The sequence below is a fragment of the Micromonospora parva genome, assembly GCF_000718515.1.
GTDB classification, from domain to species: Bacteria; Actinomycetota; Actinomycetes; order Mycobacteriales; family Micromonosporaceae; genus Micromonospora; species Micromonospora parva.
In genome coordinates this window covers 1-22,289 of record NZ_JNZS01000022.1, presented here as the reverse complement: position 1 = coordinate 22,289, position 22,289 = coordinate 1, and the positions used below count along the sequence as shown (strand labels likewise).

At 72.3% G+C, this 22,289-nt stretch carries 18 protein-coding genes; 15 read left to right on the top strand and 3 right to left on the bottom strand.

Going from position 1 to position 22,289, the window contains the following annotated elements:
* Window positions 1-37: 37 nt before the first annotated feature.
* From IF22_RS0125645 to IF22_RS0125630, 4 genes are read left to right on the top strand one after another with little or no spacing between them, the layout of a single operon-like run.
* Window positions 38-1,141 carry an endonuclease domain-containing protein gene (locus IF22_RS0125645; RefSeq protein ID WP_051708786.1) on the top strand — a complete coding sequence of 368 codons (1,104 nt, stop codon included), beginning with the start codon at window positions 38-40 and terminating at the stop codon, window positions 1,139-1,141.
* Window positions 1,138-1,836 (top strand): hypothetical protein, encoded by a 699-nt coding sequence (locus IF22_RS0125640; protein ID WP_030336277.1) that lies wholly within the window; start codon window positions 1,138-1,140, stop codon window positions 1,834-1,836. The genes IF22_RS0125645 and IF22_RS0125640 overlap by 4 nt, the downstream gene beginning before the upstream one ends.
* Window positions 1,833-5,069 (top strand): ATP-binding protein, encoded by a 3,237-nt coding sequence (locus tag IF22_RS0125635; RefSeq protein ID WP_030336275.1) that lies wholly within the window; start codon window positions 1,833-1,835, stop codon window positions 5,067-5,069. Before IF22_RS0125640 ends, IF22_RS0125635 begins: the two co-directional genes overlap by 4 nt.
* 9 nt (window positions 5,070-5,078) lie before the next feature.
* On the top strand, window positions 5,079-5,411 hold the full coding sequence (locus IF22_RS0125630) for a putative quinol monooxygenase (protein WP_030336274.1): 333 nt from the start codon (window positions 5,079-5,081) through the stop codon (window positions 5,409-5,411).
* A 31-nt stretch (window positions 5,412-5,442) separates the two neighbouring features.
* On the opposite strand, the gene pdxY is transcribed toward IF22_RS0125630, so the two are convergent.
* The 3 genes from pdxY to IF22_RS0125615 form a co-directional block, all read right to left on the bottom strand.
* Window positions 5,443-6,294 carry a pyridoxal kinase PdxY gene (gene pdxY, locus IF22_RS0125625; protein WP_030336272.1) on the bottom strand — a complete coding sequence of 284 codons (852 nt, stop codon included), beginning with the start codon at window positions 6,292-6,294 and terminating at the stop codon, window positions 5,443-5,445.
* A 204-nt stretch (window positions 6,295-6,498) separates the two neighbouring features.
* Window positions 6,499-7,293 carry a S1 family peptidase gene (locus IF22_RS0125620; protein ID WP_030336270.1) on the bottom strand — a complete coding sequence of 265 codons (795 nt, stop codon included), beginning with the start codon at window positions 7,291-7,293 and terminating at the stop codon, window positions 6,499-6,501.
* Between the two features lie 153 nt (window positions 7,294-7,446).
* Window positions 7,447-8,463, bottom strand: coding sequence for a LacI family DNA-binding transcriptional regulator (locus IF22_RS0125615; RefSeq protein ID WP_030336269.1), 1,017 nt, complete (start codon window positions 8,461-8,463; stop codon window positions 7,447-7,449).
* Between the two features lie 259 nt (window positions 8,464-8,722).
* Between IF22_RS0125615 and IF22_RS0125610 the strand changes: the two genes are divergently transcribed.
* The 11 genes from IF22_RS0125610 (at window position 8,723) to IF22_RS0125565 (ending at window position 22,081) form a co-directional block, all read left to right on the top strand.
* Window positions 8,723-11,077: an AbfB domain-containing protein gene (locus IF22_RS0125610; protein WP_030336267.1), complete on the top strand. Its 2,355-nt coding sequence runs from the start codon at window positions 8,723-8,725 to the stop codon at window positions 11,075-11,077.
* 387 nt (window positions 11,078-11,464) lie between these two features.
* Window positions 11,465-12,757: a cytochrome P450 gene (locus tag IF22_RS0125605; RefSeq protein WP_156057885.1), complete on the top strand. Its 1,293-nt coding sequence runs from the start codon at window positions 11,465-11,467 to the stop codon at window positions 12,755-12,757.
* A 253-nt stretch (window positions 12,758-13,010) separates the two neighbouring features.
* Window positions 13,011-13,493, top strand: coding sequence for a helix-turn-helix transcriptional regulator (locus IF22_RS35500; protein ID WP_030336264.1), 483 nt, complete (start codon window positions 13,011-13,013; stop codon window positions 13,491-13,493).
* A 253-nt stretch (window positions 13,494-13,746) separates the two neighbouring features.
* The gene (locus tag IF22_RS0125595) at window positions 13,747-16,146 is read left to right on the top strand and encodes a sensor histidine kinase (RefSeq protein WP_051708785.1); all 2,400 of its coding nucleotides are present in this window, start codon (window positions 13,747-13,749) and stop codon (window positions 16,144-16,146) included.
* 16 nt (window positions 16,147-16,162) lie between these two features.
* Entirely contained in the window at window positions 16,163-16,567 is a 405-nt protein-coding gene (locus IF22_RS0125590) for a roadblock/LC7 domain-containing protein (protein ID WP_030336260.1), read from the top strand.
* A gap of 52 nt (window positions 16,568-16,619) precedes the next feature.
* On the top strand, window positions 16,620-17,813 hold the full coding sequence (locus IF22_RS0125585) for an ABC transporter substrate-binding protein (protein ID WP_030336258.1): 1,194 nt from the start codon (window positions 16,620-16,622) through the stop codon (window positions 17,811-17,813).
* The gene (locus tag IF22_RS34010) at window positions 17,810-18,706 is read left to right on the top strand and encodes an ABC transporter permease subunit (RefSeq protein WP_051708784.1); all 897 of its coding nucleotides are present in this window, start codon (window positions 17,810-17,812) and stop codon (window positions 18,704-18,706) included. The genes IF22_RS0125585 and IF22_RS34010 overlap by 4 nt, the downstream gene beginning before the upstream one ends.
* Window positions 18,703-19,716 carry a branched-chain amino acid ABC transporter permease gene (locus tag IF22_RS34005; protein WP_156057879.1) on the top strand — a complete coding sequence of 338 codons (1,014 nt, stop codon included), beginning with the start codon at window positions 18,703-18,705 and terminating at the stop codon, window positions 19,714-19,716. Before IF22_RS34010 ends, IF22_RS34005 begins: the two co-directional genes overlap by 4 nt.
* Window positions 19,713-20,456, top strand: coding sequence for an ABC transporter ATP-binding protein (locus IF22_RS0125575; protein WP_036412301.1), 744 nt, complete (start codon window positions 19,713-19,715; stop codon window positions 20,454-20,456). The genes IF22_RS34005 and IF22_RS0125575 overlap by 4 nt, the downstream gene beginning before the upstream one ends.
* The gene (locus IF22_RS0125570; protein WP_030336254.1) at window positions 20,456-21,226 is read left to right on the top strand and encodes an ABC transporter ATP-binding protein; all 771 of its coding nucleotides are present in this window, start codon (window positions 20,456-20,458) and stop codon (window positions 21,224-21,226) included. The genes IF22_RS0125575 and IF22_RS0125570 overlap by 1 nt, the downstream gene beginning before the upstream one ends.
* A 51-nt stretch (window positions 21,227-21,277) precedes the next feature.
* Window positions 21,278-22,081 carry a class I SAM-dependent methyltransferase gene (locus IF22_RS0125565; RefSeq protein ID WP_030336252.1) on the top strand — a complete coding sequence of 268 codons (804 nt, stop codon included), beginning with the start codon at window positions 21,278-21,280 and terminating at the stop codon, window positions 22,079-22,081.
* The last annotated feature ends 208 nt before the right edge of the window (window positions 22,082-22,289 follow it).

Sequence of the window (22,289 nt, the reverse complement as noted above, 5' to 3'; positions counted from 1 at the left end):
GGCCCGGTCGGGCCCGCCTCTGTCGTAGGGTGCCGGCATGGCGCACCCCGTCCGGGCCAACGGCGACGCCATCGGTGCCTGGTGGGCAGCCCCACCGACGCGGCGGGTGAGTCACCTGCCGGGCGTCGACCCGGAGTTGCTGCGGGTGGCACTCGACCCGTTGCCGGCGGCGGCGCCCGCGATCGTGCACTACCGGCCCACGCTGGTGGGTCCGCTCGGCGACCTCGTGGACGCCCTGCTCGACCAACTCGACACCGCGGCCCTCACGATGTTCCCCCGCTGGCTGACCGGGGCCGACCATGTCGACAGCGAGGGCAGCCTCGGCATGGCGGCGGTGCGCGCCCTCGCGGCCCGCACCGCCGCCCGCTCCCGACACTTCGGCCCGTTCCTGGCCGACCTCGCCGAGCGAGGGCTGCGCGGTCCGCGCCACCCCGCCGGCCGGTCCCGCTTCGCCCCCGGGGTACGCGCCGCCGGGCTCGCGCGCGTGATCGCCGAGGCGTACCACCGGGAGAGTTGCCTGCTCATCGTGGCCCTGCCCGATCTGGAGGCGGACGCCGAGCGGACACTGGTGGCCGCCGCCGAGTGGCTGGTGCGGCACGGCGACGTCACGGTCTGGTTGGCCGGCGGGCCACTGCGCCATGCCGACCGGGTGCGGTCGGTGCCGCTGCTGCTGCCGCCACGATTCGCCGAGCTGACCAGCACTATCGAACGGCTTCCGGCCACCCCCGCCGAGCCGGGGTCGACGGTGTTGGCCTGGCCGCCGATCGCGGGCGTGCCGCGCGGCGACAGCGCCGCCGAGCAGGCGTTGGAACGCGCGCTCGCACCGCACGACTGGGCCCGCGGCCGGCGGTGGAACCAGACCTACGAGTGGCATGTCCTGGGTACGGCGTACCGACTGGATCTGTTTTGGCCCACGGAGGGTCTTGCGGTCGAGGTGGACGGCCCGGAGCATCGTGGGCGAATCGCTTTCGCCAACGATCGGCGGAGGGACGTGCAGCTGCAACTCCTCGGGCTGGACGTGCTCCGCTTCACCAACGAGCAGGTCCTCACCGACGCGCCGGCGGTGGTCGACGGGATCCGTCGGCTGCTGGCCCGGCGACGCGCGGGCGGCACGCACCCCCACGGAGATGAGACATCATGACGAGCCCGGCGGACGTCCCGCACCTGACGCCGAACCAGATCAACGCCCTCGTGGTGCTGATGGTCGAGGCGCGCCGACTCACCAACGTCGAGCTGAAAGAGCTGGCCGGTTTCACGCTGACCGGTAAGGACAACACGAAGCTCGTCGACCTGGGCCTGGTCGACACCGATCGGACGCACCGACCGTTCGCCCACGAGCTGACCGACGAGGGCTGGCGGGTGGCCCGTCAGCTGCACAGCTCCGCGCCGCCCAAGCAGGGCGGCTCGACCACGCGGTCGCTCTTCGTCGTGCTGTCCAACCTGCACCGTTCGCTGGACCGGCTGCGGGTCAGCCACGGCGACTTCTTCAAGCAGACCGGGGCACCGGCGCTGGCGGCCAGTGAGCCTCGGCACGAGGCACCGGCCCCCGCTGCGGTCACACCGGTGCCCGCAGCGGAGGTCGAGGCGCTGGTCCGGTCGGCGTACCGTGATCTGGCCACCGCCCCGGGCGCCTGGGTCGGCCTCGCCGACGTCCGCGAGCAGCTCGCCGACACCGACCGGGATGCCCTGGACGCCGCGCTGCGGGCGATGGTCGGTCGGGAGGACGTCCGCATCATTCCGGTGGCGAACACCAAGTCGCTGACCGCACGGGACCGGGCCGCGGCCGTCCGCATCGGGAACGAGGACAACCACGCCCTGGCGATCGGCCCGGCATGATCTCCGACGACCAGCGGGCCGCGCTGGAAGCGGTGAGTCTCAACCCGGCGGTCACCCCGGACGACGTCTGGCGACCCAGCCCGCACAACGTGCCGGAGCTGCACGAGAAGGTGGCGGCCGAGATCCTGCGCGGGGTGGCGCGGGCCCGCACCGACGACACGAGCATGCCGCTCGGGGTGGCCATGCAGGGCCGCGCGGGCGCCGGCAAGACGCACCTGCTCGGGGCGGTGCGCGAACGGATCCAGCGCGACGGTGGCTACTTCTTCCTGGTCGACATGGTCAGTGGCAAGACGTTCTGGGAAAGTGTGGCCCTGGCCCTGGTGGAGGGGATGGGCCGCGCCCATGTCGGCTGGGGCACCCAGCTGAAGACCTTCCTCCGTCGGCTCACCCCGCAGCTCGGCCTGCCGGTGGAGGTCCGCGACGCGGTCGCCGGGGCCCGGCCGGTGACCCGCGCCCAGCTCGACACCTTCATCTGGGCGCTGCGTGAGCGCGATCGGGAGGTCGGGCGGGACGCCCAGGACACCGCTCGGGCGCTCGTCCTGCACGGTGCTGTCGACTTCGAGGCGCAGGACGTCGGTTACGCCCACCTGATCTCCGAACCGGGTGACCCGGCGGCGCGGGCGGCGTGGGGCTTGAGCGCCGCGATCCGCACGCCGCAGCAGGTCGTGCAGGACATCTCCCGGCTGATGGCGCTGACCCTGGACCCGACGGTCATCGCCGTGGACCAGCTCGACACGCTGTTCGCCCAGACCAGCACGTCACTGCTCAACCAGCACCAGGGGCTGGAGGACGGCCAGGCCAAGATGCTCGGCCCGATTGCCGACGGCCTGCTCAAGCTCCGCGACATCACCCGCCGCACGCTTGTCGTGGTCTCGTGCCTGCCGGACACCTGGGTGCTGATGACCCGCACCGCGCCCACCCCGGTCGGCGACCGCTTCCGCACGGCGACCCTGCCGGACCGGATCCCCACCCCGGAGATCGGGCAGGCGATCGTGGCGAAGCGTCTCGCCGCCGCCTTCGCCGGCCCACGCTTCGTGCCACCGCACCCCACCTGGCCGATCGCACCCGCCGCCTTCGCCGACGCACCCACCCTGACCCCACGCGCGCTGCTTCGCCGGGTGGACCGCCACCTCGCCTGGTGCCGGGACCGCGACGAGGTGGTCGAGCTGGACCGGCTCATCGACGGCGCCGAGTCCACGCCGGCGGTGAGCGCCGTCCGTGCCGCTTCCGGTGACCCGACGACTGACGAGCGCCGCCTGCACGAGTTGGACGCACGGTTCGCCGATCTGGTCGCGGCCGCGGACGTGTCGGCCGCCGTCGACCCGGCCGGCGAGGACGTGCACATGCCGCCGCTGCTCGCCGCCGGCCTGGCCGCGTGGATCGCCGAGCAGGCGCCGACCGGCGCCACCTACAAGTACGATCCGCCGCCCGGTCGCAAGCCCGCGCTGCACGGGCGGCTGATCGAGGTGCTCGACGAGGCCACCGAGAACGAGGCGCACTGGTGCTTCCGGGCCATCGCGCACCCGAATGCCATCGCCGTGACCGCCCGGGTCAAGGCGGCGTGCACCCTGGCCGGGTTGGACCGGGACCTGCCCCAACGGCGGTTGGTCCTGCTGCGCAACGGTCCGTGGCCGACCGGGAAGCGTACGACCGAGGTGTTGACCGGTTTCGACGCGGCCGGCGGTCTGCGGTGCGCCGTGCCGGAGGCGGACCTGCGGGTCTTCGCGGCACTGCGGGTGATGGCGGCCGAGCCGTCCACGGCGTTGCAGGAGTGGCTGGTGGCCCGCCGTCCGGCCAGCGGCACCGAGCTGTTCCGGACGGTCCTGCCCGGGCCCGACGGGACGCGCGGTGCGGCCGGGTCGACGACGCCCGACGACGGCGAGCCACCGTCGGGTGGCCCCGGTCCCGACGCCGCGGACACGCCGGTCGGCGAGGTGGCAGCCGGTCAGTCGAGCAGCTCGGCGCCCGCGGACCCGGTCGACCCCGCTGTCGACGAGGACGGTCGGGCCGTCGGGCTGGGGCGGACCGTCGACGGTGGTCACCCGTTCACGGTGCCCCTGGAGTCGCTGCGCCGGCACGCCGTGGTGTTCGCCGGCTCGGGCTCGGGCAAGACCGTGCTCATCCGTCGGCTGGTCGAGGAGTGCGCCCGCGCGGGTGTCTCCGCGATCGTTCTCGACCCCAACAACGACCTGGCCCGGCTCGGTGACGCCTGGCCCGACCCGCCCGACGGCTGGGGCCCCGGCGACGCCGAACGGGCCACCGACTACCTCGCGCACACCGAGGTGGTGGTCTGGACGCCCCGGGTCACCGCCGGTCGGCCGCTGAGCTTCCAACCGCTGCCCGACTTCACCTCCCTGCGGGACTGGCCGGACGAGTTCGACCAGGCCGTCCGCTCCGCCGTGGAAGCGCTCGCGCCTCGGGCCGGCGTGGACCGCTCCAGCCGGCTCGCCCAGCAGGGCAAGGCCGTCCTCACCGAGGCCCTCCAGGCGTACGCGCGAAGCGGGATGGTGGGCCTGCCCGGCTTCACCGAGTTCCTCACCGACCTGCCCGACGGGGTCAGTCGGCTGGCCCGCGCCGGGAAGCTCGCCGAGGAGTTGGCCGAGGCGCTCAAGGCGGCGATGGTCACCGATCCCCTCTTCGGCGGGGTGGGCGCACCTGCCGATCCAGGGCTGCTGCTGACACCGTCGGCCGGGCGACGGGCCCGGGTGTCGGTGATCAGCTTCGTCGGCCTCACCTCCGATCAGGAGCGGCAGAGCTTCGTCAACCAGTTGCAGATGGCGCTCTTCGCGTGGATCAAACGGCACCCCGCCGGTGACCGACCGCTGGGTGGGTTGTTCGTGATGGACGAGGCGCAGACGCTCGCGCCCTCGACCGCCACCACGGCCTGCACCGCCAGCACGATCGCGCTGGCCTCGCAGGCCCGCAAGTACGGGCTCGGGTTGGTCTTCGCCACGCAGGCGCCCAAGGGTCTGCACAACCAGATCTCCGGCAACGCGACCACGCAGTTCTTCGGGCTGCTCAACGCGCCGGCGCAGATCGACGCGGCCCGGCAGCTCGCCGAGGCCAAGGGTGGACGGCTGCCGGACATCGGCCTGCTCAACAGCGGTGAGTTCTACGCCGCCGGGGAGGGATTCTCGTTCGTCAAGGTCCGCACCCCGCTGTGCCTGACCCACCACCCGAAGGCGCCGTTGACCCCCGAGGAGGTCGTCGCCCGGGCCCGCCCGGCTGGGTAGCCTGAGGCCATGATCTTCATTACCGCCAAGTTCCGGATCCGGCCCGAGCACGCCGACCGGTGGCCGCAGATCGCCGCCGAGTTCACCGAGGCGACCCGCGCCGAGCCGGGCTGCCTGTGGTTCGACTGGTCCCGCAGTGTGGACGACCCGACCGAGTACGTGCTGGTCGAGGCGTTCCGCGACGACCAGGCCGGTGCGGCCCACGTGCAGTCCGCCCATTTCCGCGCGGCCCAGGAGACCCTTCCGCCGCACCTCGCCGAGACCCCGCGCATCGTGAACGCCACGGTGCCGCAGGAGGACTGGTCGCTGCTCGGTGAGATGGCCGTCCCCGAGGGCCGCTGACCGTCGCCGACCCGTGCGGCCCGACCCGCCGTCAGCGCAGCCGGCGGGCGGCGAAGCGGGTCGGCGGGTCGGCGATCACGTCCTGCGCCGCGATCAGCTGGATCTCCCGGGTGCCGGCCGCGACAGTCGCCTCGAGCACGGCGTAGACGGAGGCGATGGTGCGTTCCAGCGCGGTCGCGGGTGAGCCGGTCGTGCACAGGTGCGCGAGGTACAGCGCCGCGGTGACGTCGCCCCCACCGTTCGGGTTGATCGGCAGCAGCGGTGTGGTCACCGCCCAGGCGCCCTCGTCGGAGACCGCCACCACCTCCAGCGAGTCCGGCGGCAGGTCGCCGTGCAGCACGCTGGTCACCAGGACGTGCCGTGGCCCGTTCGCGCGCACCACGTCGACAGCGTCGAGCACCTCGGCCAGCGATGTCGTCGTGCGGCCGGCGAGGAAGTCCAGCTCGAAGTGGTTCGGCGTGATGATGTCCGCACGGGGCACGACGGTGTCGCGGAGGTACTCCGGAATTCCGGGCCGGACGAACATGCCCCGGCCGGCGTCGCCCATCACCGGGTCGCAGCAGTACACGGCGTCCGGGTTGGCGGCCTTCACCGTCGCCACCGCGTCCAGGATCACCGCGCCCACCGCCGGGTCGCCCTGGTAGCCGGAGAGCACCGCGTCGGCGTCGCCGAGGACCCCGCGGTCCCCGATTCCGGCGATCACCTCCGCCACGTCCGCCGCGGGGAGCGTCGGGCCCCGCCACGCGCCGTACCCGGTGTGGTTGGAGAAGTGCACGGTCAGGACCGGCCAGACCTCGTGCCCGAGGCGTTGCAGCGGAAAGGCCGCCGCCGAGTTGCCGACGTGGCCGTAGGCGACCGACGACTGGATGGACAGGATCTTCACCGGCCCATCATCGCCGCTGCGGCCGGCGTCGCACTGACGGCCCGCCGTTTCTGTCGGGTGGCCCACTCGCCGCCCGCCCGTGGGCACGACGCGAACGGGCGGCCCGGACCGTGCCGTCCGGACCGCCCGAGTGGGCGTGCGGTCAGCCGCCGAGGCTGACCGCGGTCGTACGGTCAGCCGCCGAGGCTGGCCGCGGTCGTACGGTCAGCCGCCGAGGCTGGCCGCGGCCGAGGCGATCGACGAGGCGAAGTAGCTCACCTGGGTGTAGACGCCGGGGTAGTTGGGCCGGGCGCAGCCGTTGCCCCAACTGACGATGCCGACCTGGATCCAGGCGTTGTTGGCGTCGCGGCGGAACATCGGACCACCCGAGTCGCCCTGGCAGGTGTCGGTGCCGCCGCTGGCGTAGCCGGCGCAGATCTCCTGGGCGGGGATGAGGTCGCCGCCGTAGTTGGCGTTGCACACGGAGTCGCTGACGAACGGCACCGTCGCCTTGAGCAGGTACCGCTGCTGGCCGCCGCCCTCCCGCGCGGCACCCCAGCCGGCGACGGTGAAGGTGCCGCTGTCGTACGCGGTGGTGGTGGCGATCGGCAGCGTGCTCAGCCCGGTGACGGGGCTGGCCAGGCGGATCAGCGCCCAGTCACGGCCCGCGCCGTTGTAGCCGGGGGCCCGGTAGACGTAGTTGGACCGGACGGTGATCCGGCTGGACGACTGGAGGTCGACCGTCCCGAGCGTCGCGGTGATGCTGGTGTTGGTGCCGGTCGAGCCCACGCAGTGCGCCGCGGTGAGCACCAGCCGGGGGCTGTACAGCGCCCCGCCGCAGCCCATCGAGAGACGCACCATGAACGGGAACTCGCCCTGCGCGGCGCGGGTGCCGCCGACGACGGTCGGCGTCACGGGGCTGTCGGCCGCGGCGGCCGGCGCGGTGAGGGTGAGGCTGGCCGCGGTCACCGCGGCCAACGCGGTGGCCAGCAGGCCAGTGAGGGTACGCCAGCGAACCATGCATTCCTCCGCATCAGGGTGGCGCGCCTCGTGAGCGCACCGCAGTCGAGATAGCGGTCATCATATTGAGAGTTATGGATCTCGCGGGTCATCCTCTCTGGGTCGTACCACCGGCGTTATGGATCTCGCCCGGTGCGCCGGTGCGACCGGTTGTCAGCCGCCCGGGGTGCCCGTGCTCTCCCGGCGGATGAGGCGGAACGGTGTCTGCACGCTCAGCGGCCCCGCGACCTCCGCGCCCTCGATGCGGGCGACGAGACGGCGTACCGCGAGACGGCCGATCTCCCTCTTGTCCGGGGCGATGGTGGTGAGGGTCGGTGCGCTGAACCGCCCGTCCTCGATGTCGTCGATGCCGACCACCGCGACGTCCTCGGGAACCCGGTGGCCGGCCTCGGCCAGCGCCCGCAGCGCGCCGATGGCGACCAGGTCGTTGTAGGCGAACACCGCGTCCGGCCGGTCACCGCGAGCGAGGAGGTCGTGCATGGCCCGCCTGCCGTCGAGCCGGCCGAACGCGTCGGTGCGGGCGACCAACAGCGGTCGGTACGGCAGGCCGGCCGCCGCCAGGGCCTCCCGGTAGCCCCGGACCCGCAGGTGGGCCGACTGCCGGTCGCCGCCAGCGGTGGCGCCGATGAACGCGATCCGGCGACGGCCGATCGCCACGAGATGCCGGATCGCCGCGTGGCTGGCCGCGACGTTGTCGATGGCGATGTGGTCGTGCGGCACGTCGTAGACGCCCTCACCGATCAGCACGAGCGGCCCGCCGGCGGTGCGGGCCAGCACCTCCTCCCGGCCGATGCGCACCGGGCTGAGGATCAGGCCGTCGATGACGCGCTGCCGGGTGCCGTCGAGGAGCGCCAGCTCCGCCTCCCGGTCGGCGGCGGTGTTCTCCATGACGAGGGTGTAGCCGAGCCCGGCGGCCTCGGAGATGGCGATCTCGGCGAGTTCGGCGAAGTAGGGGTTGGTCAGCTCCGGGACAGCCAGGGCGATCAGGCCGGTGCGACCGCGGCGCAGGTGCCGGGCACCGAGGTTGGGGCTGTAACCGAGTTCGTCGATCGCCTGCTGCACCCGTTGTCGGGTCCGCTCCCCCACCGGGCGGTACCCGTTCACCACGTTCGAGACAGTAGCCAGCGAGACACCGGCGCGCTGGGCGATGTCCTTCAGGCTGACGCCCATCCACCACCCTTTCGCGACGTCGACCGGCGGGCCGGCCGGGCATCGACGAACAAGCATTGACGGGACGCCCAGCGCGGCTCTATAACGTTATACAGGCGAAGACAGATGTCAATATGCCGACCACCGTCGGCGGGTGGAGATCCCACCCGACGTCCGTCGCTGACGCCCGTCCCCCGTCAATGACCACCCGATGCCCACCACCCACGCGCTTCGGGCCTGGCTGCACCGCCCGTGGCAACCCGCCCCCCTCGGAGACGGCATGACACGTCACGTCCCCATCCGCCCCGCCCTGCCCCTGCTGCTCGTCCTCGCGGTGGTGGCCGGCTTTCTCGCCGCGCCCTCCTCGTCGGCGTCCGCCGCACCGGCCAAGACGCCGCCACTGACCACCCCCTGGACCAGCCAGGCCCTCGCCGGCACCCCACTGCCCGAGTACCCGCGACCGCAGATGACGCGGCCGGACTGGCTCAACCTCAACGGCGAGTGGCAGCTACGCCAGTCGACCACCGACGACGCCCCGCAGTTCGGCACCAACCTGCCCGAGCGGGTCAACGTGCCGTTCCCGGTGGAGAGCGCCCTGTCCGGCATCCAACGGGCCGCCAACGACAACCGCAACTACCTGTTCTACCGACGCACCGTCACCATCCCGGCCAACTGGTCGGGCCGGCGGACCCTGCTGCACTTCGGCGCCGTCGACTGGCAGAGCACCGTCTGGGTCAACGGTGTCCGGGTCGGTGCGCACACCGGTGGCTACGACGCCTTCACCTTCGACGTGACTGCCCAGCTCACCGCCGGGGCGAACGAGATCGTCGTGAAGGTCTGGGACCCCACCGACACCCGGCAGAACGGCAGCCTGCCCGCCATCGGCAAGCAGACCAAGACACCCGGCGGGATCTTCTACACCCCCAGCTCCGGCATCTGGCAGACGGTGTGGATGGAGCCGGTGCCCGCCGCCTCGATCAGCAGCGTGGACCTCTACCCGAACCTGAGCACCAACACCGTGCGGGTCCGGGTCTTCACCAGGGGCGACGTGAGCGGCCACAGCGTGCTCGCCGAGGCGCTGAACGGCGCCACTGTGGTCGGCTCGGCCACCGGCGGCTTCACCGAGTTCACCGTGCCCGTGCCCAACGCGCGCCGCTGGTCACCCGATGACCCGTTCCTCTACAACCTCCGGGTGACGGTGCGCAACGCCGCCGGCGCCGTGGTGGACCGGACCACGCACTACTTCGGCATGCGGGAGATCACCACCGGTCTCGTCAACGGGGTGCTGCGCCCCAAGCTCAACGGCCAGTTCGTGTTCCAGGTCGGCACCCTCGACCAGGGCTTCTGGCCGGACGGGCTCTACACCGCGCCGACCGACGCCGCGCTCGCCTTCGACCTGCAGAAGCACAAGGACCTGGGCTTCAACATGGTGCGCAAGCACATCAAGGTCGAACCGCAGCGCTGGTTCTACCACGCCGACCGGCTCGGCCTGCTGGTCTGGCAGGACATCCCGTCGCTGACCGCACAGGACGTCGACCCCACCGACGCGCAGCAGGCGCAGTTCGAGGCCGAGGCGCGCGAGATCGTCGACGAGCACCGCAGCTCACCCGCCGTGATCGCGTACACGCCGTACAACGAGGGCTGGGGCGAGCGGTCCCTCGCCGACACCCGGCGGGTCGCGCAGAACATCAAGAACCAGGACCCGACGCGTCTGGTCAACCCGCACAGCGGCCACAACTGCTGCCAGTCCCTCGGCAACCCCGGCAACGGCGACATCGACGACTGGCACGTCTACCTCGGGCCGGACTCCCCCGTACCGTCGAGCACCCGGATCGCCGTGCTCGGTGAGTTCGGCGGCCTGGGCCTGCACACGCCGGGGCACGAGTACAGCCCGAACGGTCAGTTCTTCGCCTACGAGTGGCAGGCCAACTCGACAGCGCTCACGGACCGCTACGTGGGGCTGGTGCAGGGCAGCCAGAACCTGATGCTCGGCAAGGGGCTCAGCGCCTCCATCTACACCGAGATCACCGACCTGGAGGGTGAGCTGAACGGCTTCCTCACCTACGACCGGCGGGTGATCAAGATGGACCAGGCGCGGGTGCGCGCCGCCAACACCGCACTGATCAACGCCTCGAAGACCATCGGCAGTTCGGGGCCCGTCGCCCTGCCGACCAACACCCGCCGATCGTTGCAGGTGACCACGCCCGGCTTCACCAACCGATACCTGCGCCACCAGGACGGCCTGGCCTACACCGAGGTGGTCGACGCCGCGAGCCCCAGCCTGCTCAAGGCCGACGCCACGTACACCATCCGCCCCGGCCTGGCCGGCACGGGTTGCTACTCGTTCGAGTCGGTCAACTTCCCCGGGCAGTACCTGCGCCACCAGAACTCCCGGGTCCGCAACTCGCCGGACGACGGCTCCGCGTTGCTGCGCGCCGACGCCACCTGGTGCGCCCGTACCGGGCTGACCGGCACCGGTGTGTCGCTGGAGTCGTACAACTTCCGAGGTAAGTACCTGCGGCACTACAACGCGGAGGTCTGGCTCAGCAACGGCACCGGCGGCGACGCGTACAACACGCCGACGTTGTGGACCGCCGACAGCACCTGGAGCATCGCCGCTCCATGGGCGCCCTGACCGGGTCGTCACGACCCGACGTGCGGGGGGTCCGGCCTGGGCTGGAACCCCCCGCACCGTTGTCACCGGCCCGGCGGCGTCACTCGTCGTCCCGGGGGTCGTTTCCCCGGTCATGAGGGGAATCGGCGAGTCGATTGCACCGTCCGACCGGGTCGGCTATTCCGGGCAAGGGCCGTGCCGCAAGTTGCATCCCGCCAGGTTCGCCCGGCTGTTGCAACACGCAATCAGGCCGAGCAATAAATAGACGAAAACCAATCTTGACTTGTACGCCTGGCCAGCGCACCGTAAAGGGCCAGAGGCAGATGAGCGCCATTATCGGCATCGCCGAAGTGGATCGCCAAATGGGGGCGCTGCCGGTTTCGCGCCGCGTGCGTCAGGAGGCTTTCCATGCGTCTGAATCCCTTCAGTAGGGTCTATCTCACCGACCCGGCTGGCGTGTGGCGGCGCATTCTCGACGATCCCGGCGGCGCGCACTACGCCGAAGATCTGGACCTGTGGTTGATCAGCAGACACGCACACGTCCGGCGGGCCCTCGCCGACGCCGCGACATTCGCCAATGCCCTCACCCTCGTTCCGGTCTACGAGGTCTGCCCGGCGGCACTGAGCGTGATCATGCAGATCGACGCGCCACCCACGACGGCCGCCGCGGACCCACCGACGCACCCACGCACCCGCCGGGCCCTGCGGGCGACCTTCGCGAACACCGCCGAGCGGGTCGAGGCCGAGTACGGGGCGATCGTCCGGCGAAGGGTCGAGCAGCTGGTGTCCCGTCTCGCCGCCCGCCAGGGCGAGCAGGTCGACCTGGTCCCGGACTTCGCGACCGAGCTTCCCCTGCTGGTGGTCCTGGACATCCTCGGGGTGCCCGACGCGGACATCGGGCGGATCCGGAGCTGGGCGGACGGTCAGATCGCCCTCATCTGGGGGCAGCCCGACCCGGCCGAGCAGGTACGCCTGGCGCAGGGCCTGCTGGAGTTCTGGCACTACTGCGAAGAGCTGGTCCGCCGACGGGTGGACAGTGGACAGCAGGGCGACGACTTCATCAGCCGGGCCCTGACCTACCGCGACGACGACGACAGCGTCCTGACGGTGCCCGAGGTGGCGAGCCTTGCCTTCAACCTCCTGGTCGCGGGGCACGAGACCACCGCCGGGTTGCTCGCTCACGCTCTCGACCAAGCCCTGTCCGATCCCCGGCGGTGGTCGGCGATCGCCGCGGATCCGGGGCTCGTCCCCGCCTTCGTGGCCGAGACGCTCCGGTTCGCGCCGGCCATCGACGGCTGGCTCCGGGTGACCACCCGCGACGTCACAGTGGGTGCGGTGACGATCCCCGCCGGGGCACGCTGCCTGCTGTTGATCGGCGCGGCGAACCGGGACCCGGCGGCATTCCAGGACCCGGACCGGTTCGACCCACACCGACCCGATGTGGGCAACCACCTGTCGTTCGGTCACGGTCCACATTTCTGCATCGGCGCGGGATTGGCACGACTTGAGGCCGGCATCGCCATCAGCCGACTCGCCCAAACCATTCCCGGCCTCCGACTGTCGCCGGAGCAACATCGTTCATACAAACCCAATGTCGCGTTTCGTGCGCACCGCAGACTGCTCGCGACAATCGATATCCCGGCGTCCTCGGACGAGCCGGTGGCACGCGGTGGCGCGACGGCCGAAGTGCGCGCCGGCTGAGCGCCGGCGATGTCGACCTACCGACGGGTCGAGGGGTGGGGACGTGCGAGGGTTGTCCGCTCCGCCCGGCGCATCTCCGTGCCGGCACCGGTCCGGCCCGCGCCGTTCGCGCTTTGCCCGACGATCCATGCCGGTGAACGTCTTCACACCCACCGCATCATGGGTTAAGAATTGCTCTCTGCGAATGTCCCGCTCATTGGCCGGCCTCGATCCCTCATCGGTCGCTGAATGTCCGTTCCACGAAGGTGAGCGCATGGAGCACACGTCCCCGTCGAGCTCGGCTCACTCCGCGGCCAGTCAACGGTTCCGGTGGGAGTTGCGCAACTGTCGCGTCAAACGGGGCCTGACCCAACGGGCCCTGGCGGATCTGGTGCGGTTCAGCCGGGAGACGGTCGCCGCGGTCGAGTCAGGTCGCCGGTTCGGCAGCCACGAGTTCGCGCTGCGCTGCGACGACGTGCTCGGCACCGGCGGACGACTGGCCGCGCTCTGGCCGCAGGTCGCGGCCGAGCAGTTGGCAGCCGACGGTCGCCGGGGCCCGCGCGGGCCGGAGCCGGCCCGGCTGGATCGGCGGGTGCCGCGTCAGCGTGGGCGGCGCGACGCGCGGGACCCGGAGGCCGTCGTGGACGCGATCGACGAGTTGCGCGAACTGATCGGCCAGGTGCTCAACGGCCAACCCGAACCGGACGACCCGCAGCGGCGGCACCCACCGGTCGGGCCCCCCGACAACCAGCGCTGACCCGGCGGATCCGCCACGACCGCGCGGCGTCACCGGTCGCTGACGTTGGGTACAGATGCTGGTACGGGCAGTTTGTACCACGGCCAGGTCTGGTCTACGAGCGCGGCTTCCGGCCGAATGGGACTTGCATTCGGCAACGTGCGGATAGACCGTCATCGACGAGTCGTGGGAGTCAATCTTGGCGTCGAGCACCCGGTCCCACGCGGCCAGACCCTACCCGACGCGCCGACGCGGCTGGAAGATAGCCGGTCGGATGCGCCTCATCGTGGCAGCCCCGCTCATCGCGGTGATCGGCTTCGCCGGTCTCGCACTGACCGAGAGCGCACGCCAGACGGCCCGTGCCAGCGACCTCCAGCTCCTGACACAGGTCGGTGCCGAGGCCGGCGACCTGGCCCACCGGCTGCAACGCGAACGCATCGCCGCCGCCGACCTGCTCACCTACGCCCGGCCGGAGCAGCAGGACGCCTTCGTCGCGGAGGTGGCCGCCACCGACGAAGCCGTCGCCCGCTACCGCGCGCAGCGAGGCCGGCTGTCCGCCGACAACGACGCCAACCCCGAGCTGATGCGGCGCATCGACGCGGCGCTGAACGGCCTCGCCCCGCTGCGCACCCAGGTCCGCACCGCCACCCACGCGTCGGTGTCCGCGATGACCTTCAGCTACCGCATCGCCATCGCCGACCTCATCAACCTGCGGGAGAACGTCTCCCACGGCGTGGTGGACGCCCAACTCGCCGACGGGATCCGCGCCTCGGCAGCACTGTCGAAGACGGCCGAGGCCATCGGTCAGCAGCAGGTGGCGGTGCTGCGCGCCGTCGCGGGCGGCGAGCTGACCCCGGCCATGCAGCAGGACATCACCGCGGCCCGCACCAGCTACACCGAGTCGAGCCTGTCGTTTCTGGCGCTGGCCCCACCCGAGTGGAGCCTCTGGTGGGAGCAGGCCGGCACCGGCAAGGAGGCGCTCGCCCTGCAACGGATGCAGGACGAGGTGTCCCGGGCACAGCCGGGTTCGCAGCTGAAACTGGAGACCGACGACTGGGTGTCCACCACCCAGACGCGCGCCACCCGCCTGGCCGACCTGCGCGCCCGGGTCGACGACGCGGTCCGCGACGACGTCCGGGCCGCGCACGCCGACCAGCGCCGTCGGGCCGTGGCCGAGGCGGCCGGCGTCATCCTGGCCCTGATCCTGACCGCGTTGGTGACCTGGGCCGTCGCCCGGCAGATCACCCGACGGCTACGCCGCCTACGGGACGCGGCAAACGCCGTGGCGTTCGAACAGCTTCCCGCCGTGGTGGCCCAGCTCCAACAGCCCGGCAGCGCCACCGTCGACCCGCAGAAGCTGGCCCACCAGCAGTCCAGTGCCGCCCTCGAACCGTCCAGCGACGACGAGATCGGCGAGCTGGGCCAGGCCTTCAACGCCGTGCACCAGGCGGCTGTGCGGACCGCCGCCGAACAGGCCGTCATGCGCGCCAACACCGCCGACATCTTCATCCACCTGAGCCGCCGCGAACAGCGGCTGGTCGACGCCGTCCTGGCCCAGGTCGACCTGGTGGAGCGGGACGAGACCGACCCCGACCGGCTCGACCAGCTGTACACGCTGGACAACCTGGCGACCCGGATGGGCCGGATCAACGCCAGCCTGCTGGTGCTCGGCGGTGTCGGCGTGGGTCGTGTACGCCAGCGCGACGTCCCGCTGCAACAGGTGCTCCAGGCGGCGCTGTCCCAGATCGAGCACTACGCGCGGGTCCGGCTCGGCATGATCGACGGGGACGTCGCGGTGGCCGCCAAGACCGTCGACGAGGTCGTGCACCTGCTCGCCGAACTCATGGACAACGCCACGACGTACTCGCCACCGGGCAGTGAGACCTGGGTGAGCGGTCGGAGCCTGGGCGACCGCGTCATCGTCCAGATCAGCGACGAGGGCGTGGGGCTGTCCGCACAGCGGATGCAGCAACTCAACGAGCTGCTGGCCCACCCACCGGCCATCGACGTCGCCGCCGTACGGGCGATGGGGCTGGTCGTGGTGGGTCAGCTCGCGGCCCGGCTGGGCGCCACCGTCCAACTGCGACGCGGTCCCCGACGCGGCGTCCTCGCCGAGGCGACACTGCCCGCGGCGATCATCCGGTCCCTGCCACCGGAGGAGTACCTGCTCGCACCCGGACGCCTGTCGCGGCGAGCGGCGCGCACGGCCAACCCGCCGCCGCCGTACCAGCCGCGCCCCGAACCCACCGCCGGACGCCCGGCGGCGGAGCGGACCCTGCCGGCGGCGCCGGTGTTCCGGTCGACTCCCCCACCGCCGGACCGGGGTGACGCACCCACCGAGGAGCTCCTCATCTTCGAACAGGTCAACCACTGGTTCCAGAGCGACGTCGTCGACGTCCCGAACGGTCAGAACGGCCGGCAGTGGTCCAGCCCCGCCGACGACGCCTGGCGTACCGCCGCCCAGGCGCAGACCCCCGAGGTCGCCACCACCACCAACTCCGGCCTGCCCAAACGGCAGCCGCAACGGCACCTCGTGCCCGGCGGTGTGACAGTGCCCCAGCAGCAGCAACGGTCCGAGTACCGCGACCCGGCGCAGGTGGCGACAGCGATGGCCGCGTACGCGCGGGGCGTGGCGAACCGACGGCGCACCCCGATCAACAGCGGCAACTCATGACGCGACAGGAGAGCACGTGAGCGACCAACAGGATCTCGGCTGGCTGCTGGACAACTTCGCGGCGCGCGCGGCCGAGGTCAGCCACGCGATCGCCATTTCCAGCGACGGCCTGATGGTGGCCGCCACCCGCGACCTGCCACCGGACCGGGCCGACCAGTTGGCCGCCACGGGTAGCGGGCTGGTCAGCCTGCTGCGCGGGGCGGCGGCCTTCTTCGACGCCGGCGCGGTGATCTCCAACGTCACGCAGCTCGAGGGCGGGTTCATGTTCTCGATGGCTTTCAACGACGGCGCCTCGCTGCTGGTGCTCGCCGCCCCCGAGTGCGACGTGGGCAAGGTCTCCTACGAGATGACCGAGCTGGCCAACCGGATCGGGGACGCACTGACCCCGGCTGCCCGAGCGGCGCTCGCCCGCACTCGCTGACCACCCCGGCACCCCCACGCCGGAGACCCTTCCCCTTCCTCTGGAGTCAGACATGCCTCTCACCACGCCTTGGCGCAGCCGTGCCCTCACCGCCGCGCTGCTCGCGGCCGTGCTGACCACCGGTACGGCCTGCGGCGACGACGCGCCGGGCCCGAGCGCCGGCGGCTCGATAAAGATCGGCCTGCTCGCGTCGCTGTCCGGGACGTACCAGGCCGTCGGTACGGAGATCCGCGACGGCTTCCAGCTCTACCTGGACACCCACGACGGCAAGTTGGGCGGCCGGCAGGTCGACCTCATCGTCGCCGACGAGGGCAACGGCGCCCAGACGGCCGTCCCGGCGGCGACCAAGCTGCTCAAGCAGGACCGGGTGTCGGCGCTCACCGGCATCGTCGGCGGCGGCTCGGTCGCCGGAGTCACCCCGGTGCTCAACGAGACCAAGGTGCCACTGGTCGGCTCGAACGGTCGGCCGGAACTCAAGGACGTCTCCCGCATCTGGCACACCTCGTACCTGTCCGACGAGCCCGGGGCGGCGATCGCCCAGCACGTCCGCGACAACGTGAAGGGCTCCGTGTACGCGATCGGCCCGGACTACCAGGGTGGTTGGGACGAGCTGCGCGGTTTCACCGACGCGTTCAGCAAGATCGGCGGGAAGCTCGCGAACGCCGACGGCAAGACGACCTTCACGCCGTTCCCGGCCACCACGAACTTCCTCCCGTACTTCGCCCGCATCAAGGCCTCCGGCGCGGCGGCCGTCTACACCTTCTACGCCGGCAGCGCCGCCGTCGACTTCGTCAAGCAGTACGCGCAGTCCGAGATCAAGGACATCCCGTTGTACGCGGCCGGGTTCCTCACCGAGGGCGGGGTGCTCAACGCGCAGGGCGACGCCGCCCGGGACATCTACTCGGTGCTCAACTACTCGCCGGACCTGGACAACGCGGAGAACCGCGCCTTCGTGGCGGCGTGGAAGGCGAAGCACGACGGTTCACCGACGACCTACGCGCTCGCCTCGTACGACGCGGCGGCGGTGCTGGACCGGGCGATCGGCGCGGCCGGAAGCGACCCGACCCCCGAGGCCATCAACACGGCCATCGGCCAACTCGGCCAGATCGCCAGCCCGCGCGGCACCTGGCAGTTCTCCACCACCACGCACTCCCCGGTGCAGAAGTGGTACCTGCGGCAGGTCCGCCAGGACGGCCGGGCGCTGTCCAACACCGTCGTGGGTGACCTCGCGACCGTCGGCCGGTGACAGCGGTGGCGGTCGGCACGAACCGGATCGACCCGTACCTGATCCCGGCGTTGGACGGAGTCGCCTACGGGCTGCTGGTCTTCGTCGCGGCGTCGGGCCTGGTCCTCTGTTTCGGCGTCGCCAACATCCTCAACCTGGCGCACGGCCTGCTCTACGCGATCGGCGGGTACACCGCCGCGGCGCTGCTCGACGGTGGTTGGGCGAGCCTGGCGTTGGCGTTGGCGGTCGGGGTGCTGGCCGCCGCCGCGGCGGGGGTTCTGTTGGCCGGTCTGCTCACACCGGTCGCCACCGGCAGTCACCTGAGTCAGGCGCTGCTGACGTTCGGGGTGGCGCTGGCCGGCGGCAGCCTGCTCGTCGCCGGCTTCGGGCCCGACGACCCGCAGGTCCAGGTGCCCGCCACGCTGGAGGGGTCGGTGATGGTCGCCGGTCACCGCTACGCCGCGTACCGGTTGGTGTTCATCGTCGTCGCGGCGGTGCTCGCCGCCGCGCTCTACCTGGTGGTGCGACGCACCAGGGCCGGGATGCTGGTCCGGGCGGCCGTCGACGACCCGGAGATGGTCGCCTGTCTGGGCGTGAGCCCGGCGCGGATCCGGGCCGGTGTGCTCGCCGCCGCCGGTGCGCTGGCCGGCGCGGCCGGGGTCCTCGGCGCGCCCATCATCGGCCCCGGCACGGACACCGCCGACACCGTGCTGCTGCTCTCCCTGGTGGTCGTCGTCCTCGGTGGTCTCGGGTCGATGGCCGGCACCCTGCTGGCCGCGCTCGCGATCGGCGAGATCCAGACGCTGGGCGTGGCGTTGCTGCCGGCCGCCGCACCGTTCCTGCTGTTCGCCGCCATGGCGGCGGTGCTGGCGGCGCGGGCGCGCGGCCTGGCCGTCAGGTGGCGGACGGCATGAGCGGCGAGGTGATCCGACGGGCACGCGGTGCCGTCGCGGCGCTCGTCCTGGTGGGCCTGGTCGTGGCGCCCTGGGTGGTCGACGACTACACCACGGCGCTGCTCGCCCGGACGCTGGCGCTGGCCCTGGTCGGGGTGAGCGTGGCGCTGCTCACCGGCGTCGCCGGCATGCCCACCCTCGGGCAGACCGCACCGTACGCGGCGGGCGCCTACGCCTGCGCCGTGGTCGGCAGCCGGGTCTCCGACGTCGGCGTGGTGCAGCTCGTCGTCGCGGCGGGCGCCGGGGCGCTGTTGGCCGCGCTCATCGTGCCGCTCGTCGTGCACGCCCGGGGGGTGATCGTCCTGATGATCACCCTGGCCATCGGCGAACTCGTGGTCGTCGTCCTCGGGCGCTGGCGGTCGGTGACCGGTGGCACGGACGGGCTGGCCGGTGTCCCCGCGGTCCGCCCGTTCTGGGGGCTCCCGGCGCTCGCCAGCGACCAGGGTCGCTACCTGTACGCCCTGGTCGTCGTGGCCACGCTTGTCGGCGCGGTGCTGGTGCTGCTGCGTACCCGCGCCGGGCTGGTACTGCGGGCCGGCCGCGACGACGAGACGCGGTTGCGCGCCAGCGGTCACCGGGTGGCGGTGCACCTGTCCGGCGCGCACATCGCGGCCGGGGCGATCGCCGGAGCCGCCGGGTCGGTCCTGGTCGTCGCCCAGCAGTACATCTCCCCCGCCGATTTCGGCTTCGACACGTCGGCGCTGCTGCTGCTCGGTGTGGTCATCGGGGGCACCGCCTCGGTGGGCGGCGCCCTGGTGGGCGCGGCGCTGGTCATCGCCGTCCGGGACTGGTTGTTCGGGGTGCTGCCCGGCCACGCGCCACTGGTGCTGGGCGCACTGTTCGTGGCGACTGTCTACCTGCTGCCCACCGGGGTCAACCGGGCCCGGTCTCGGCTGTCGGAGGCCGCTGCGCCACAGCCGGACCCGCCCGCCGCCCAGGAGCGGGCCACCGTCGGGGAGGTGGGCCGATGACCGGCCTGCTCGACGCCCAGGAGGTGAGCGTGCGGTACGGCTCACTCGCCGCGCTCGACGGCGTGGACCTGTGCGTCCACGACGGTCAGCGGCACGCGCTGATCGGCCCGAACGGGGCCGGCAAGAGCACCCTGCTCGACGTGCTCGGTGGGTCCACGCGGCCGCAGCGCGGCACGGTGCGGTTCGCCGGACGGGACATCGGTCGGCTCGGCCCGGCGGGCCGGGCGCGGCGGGGCATCAACCGCATCCACCAACGACCGGCGGTCTTCGCGACGCTGACCGCGGCGGAGAACGTGGTGGTGGCCGCGCTGCCACGGGTCATCCCCCGCCGCCGGTGGTGGCCGGCCGGACGTCGGCGCGCCGCGCAGCAGCTGGCCGGTCCGCTGCTGGAACAGATGGGGCTCACCGCCGTCGCGGCGGTGCCCGCCGGGCACCTCGCGCACGGGCAACGACGCCAGTTGGAGATCGCCATGGCCCTGGCCGGTCGCCCCCGCCTGCTGCTCCTCGACGAACCGGCGGCCGGGTTGTCCGCCGTCGAGGTCGGCCGACTGGTCGAGCTGCTCCAGGCGTTGCCCCGGGCCGTCGCCGTGCTGCTCGTCGAACATCGACTGGACCTGGTGTACGCCCTCTCCGACACGGTCACGGTGCTGCGCGACGGTCGGACCCTGGCCGCCGGCACACCTGACGAGATCCGTACCTCGCCGCTGGTGCGGCAGGCCTACGCGGACGGGGTGGCGTGATGCTCACTGTGGATCGTCTCTGCGCCGGCTACGGCGGGGGAACCGTCCTGCACGAGGTCACCCTGCGGGTGCGCCAGGGCAGCATCCAGGCCGTGGTGGGCCGCAACGGGGCGGGCAAGAGCACGCTCGTGCACACCATCGCCGGGCTGGTCCGCCCGTCCAGCGGTCGCATCGAGGTCGGCGGGGTGCACGTCGCCGGCCGGCAACCGCACCGCATCGCCCAGGCCGGCGTCGGTCTCGTACCGCAGGGCCGGCGGGTCTTCTCCCGGTTGACGGTGGCCGAGCACCTGCACCTGGCGGCCGCGCCGTGGCGGGCCCGCACCTCCGGCGGCGAGGGCTGGACGGTCGCCCGGACCCTGGACCTCCTGCCGAGGCTGGCGGCGCGGCTGCGACACCGCGGCTGCGAACTCTCCGGCGGCGAGCAGCAGATGCTGGCGATAGCCCGTGCGCTGCTCGGCCAGCCCCGGGTGCTGCTGCTCGACGAACCGTGCGAGGGCCTCTCGCCCGATCTGGCGGCGCGGGTCCGCGAGCTGGTCAACAATCTCGCCGCCGACGGCCTGACCGTGCTGCTGGTGGAGCAGCAACTCCAACACGCCATCGAGATCGCCGACCGGGTGGCGGTGCTGGAGTACGGCCGGATGGTCTACGACCGGCCGACAGTGGAGGCCCGCCGCGATCCGGCCCCGCTGGCGGCGATGGTGAGCATCGCCGCCGTCGCGCCGCCCCCACCCAACCGACCGACCCCTCGGCTGTGGGCCGACACCCCGTAGGCACCCGACAGTGCTCGAGTCACCCGACCCTTCTCGGAGAGATGGACACCGATGACAACCGTCACGAGCGATGACACGTACACGTTCGACAACGGCGCACCGGACGCCGTCGCGCAGATGCACGCGCTGGAGTCCTTCCTGGATCCGATCACCACGCGCCGGCTGGCCGGCCCGGTGCTGCGACAGGGCGCGAGGTGCTGGGAGGTCGGGGCGGGCGGCGGCTCGATGGCCCGACGGATCGCCCGCGCGGTCGGCGACGACGGTCACGTGCTGGCCACCGACATCGACCCCACCCACCTGGTGGCCGAGGGCAACCTGCGGGTACGCCGGCATGACGTGCGCACCGAACCGCCACCCGGTGACGCGTTCGACCTGATCCACGCCCGGCTGGTGCTGCTGCACCTCCCCGATCGCCGCCGGGTCCTGCGCACCCTCACCGGCGCGCTGGCGCCGGGCGGGTGGCTGGTGGTCGAGGAGTTCGACTGCACCGCACCGCAGCGGGTGCTCACCGCACCGACCGACGACGCCGCGAAGCTCTTCGCGCAGGTCATGGACGCCATGATGGGTGTCCTGGAGGAGCACGGCGCCGACCTGGGTTGGGCGCAGGACGTGCACACCGAGATGGCCCTCGCCGGTCTGACCGACCTGGACACCATCACCCACTCGCAGAGCTGGGCCGGCGGGTCGACCGGAACGTCGCTGTACGAGACCAACTCCCGCCAGTTGGAACCGGACCTGCTGGCCGCCGGGCTGTCGCCCCAGCAACTGAACGCGTTCCGGCGGCTGCTGCGTGACCCCGGGTTCGCCGTCATGTCGTACCACTTCGTCTCCACGCGGGGCCGCCTGCCGAGCTGAGCAGGTGAACCACCGCGCGGAGCGCGGTCGCGCCGTCCGTACCTCTCCCGCCGCAGCACCCCCCGACTGCCGGCCGGACAGCCCGCCGACGGCCTCGACCGCACCGGCCGGGCTCCCCCGCGAGGGAGCCCGGCCGGCCCGCGCTTCGCCCCGCGCCCCCGCGATCTTGCAGTTTCGGTTGCCGAGAGGCGTGGAATGACCCCTATGT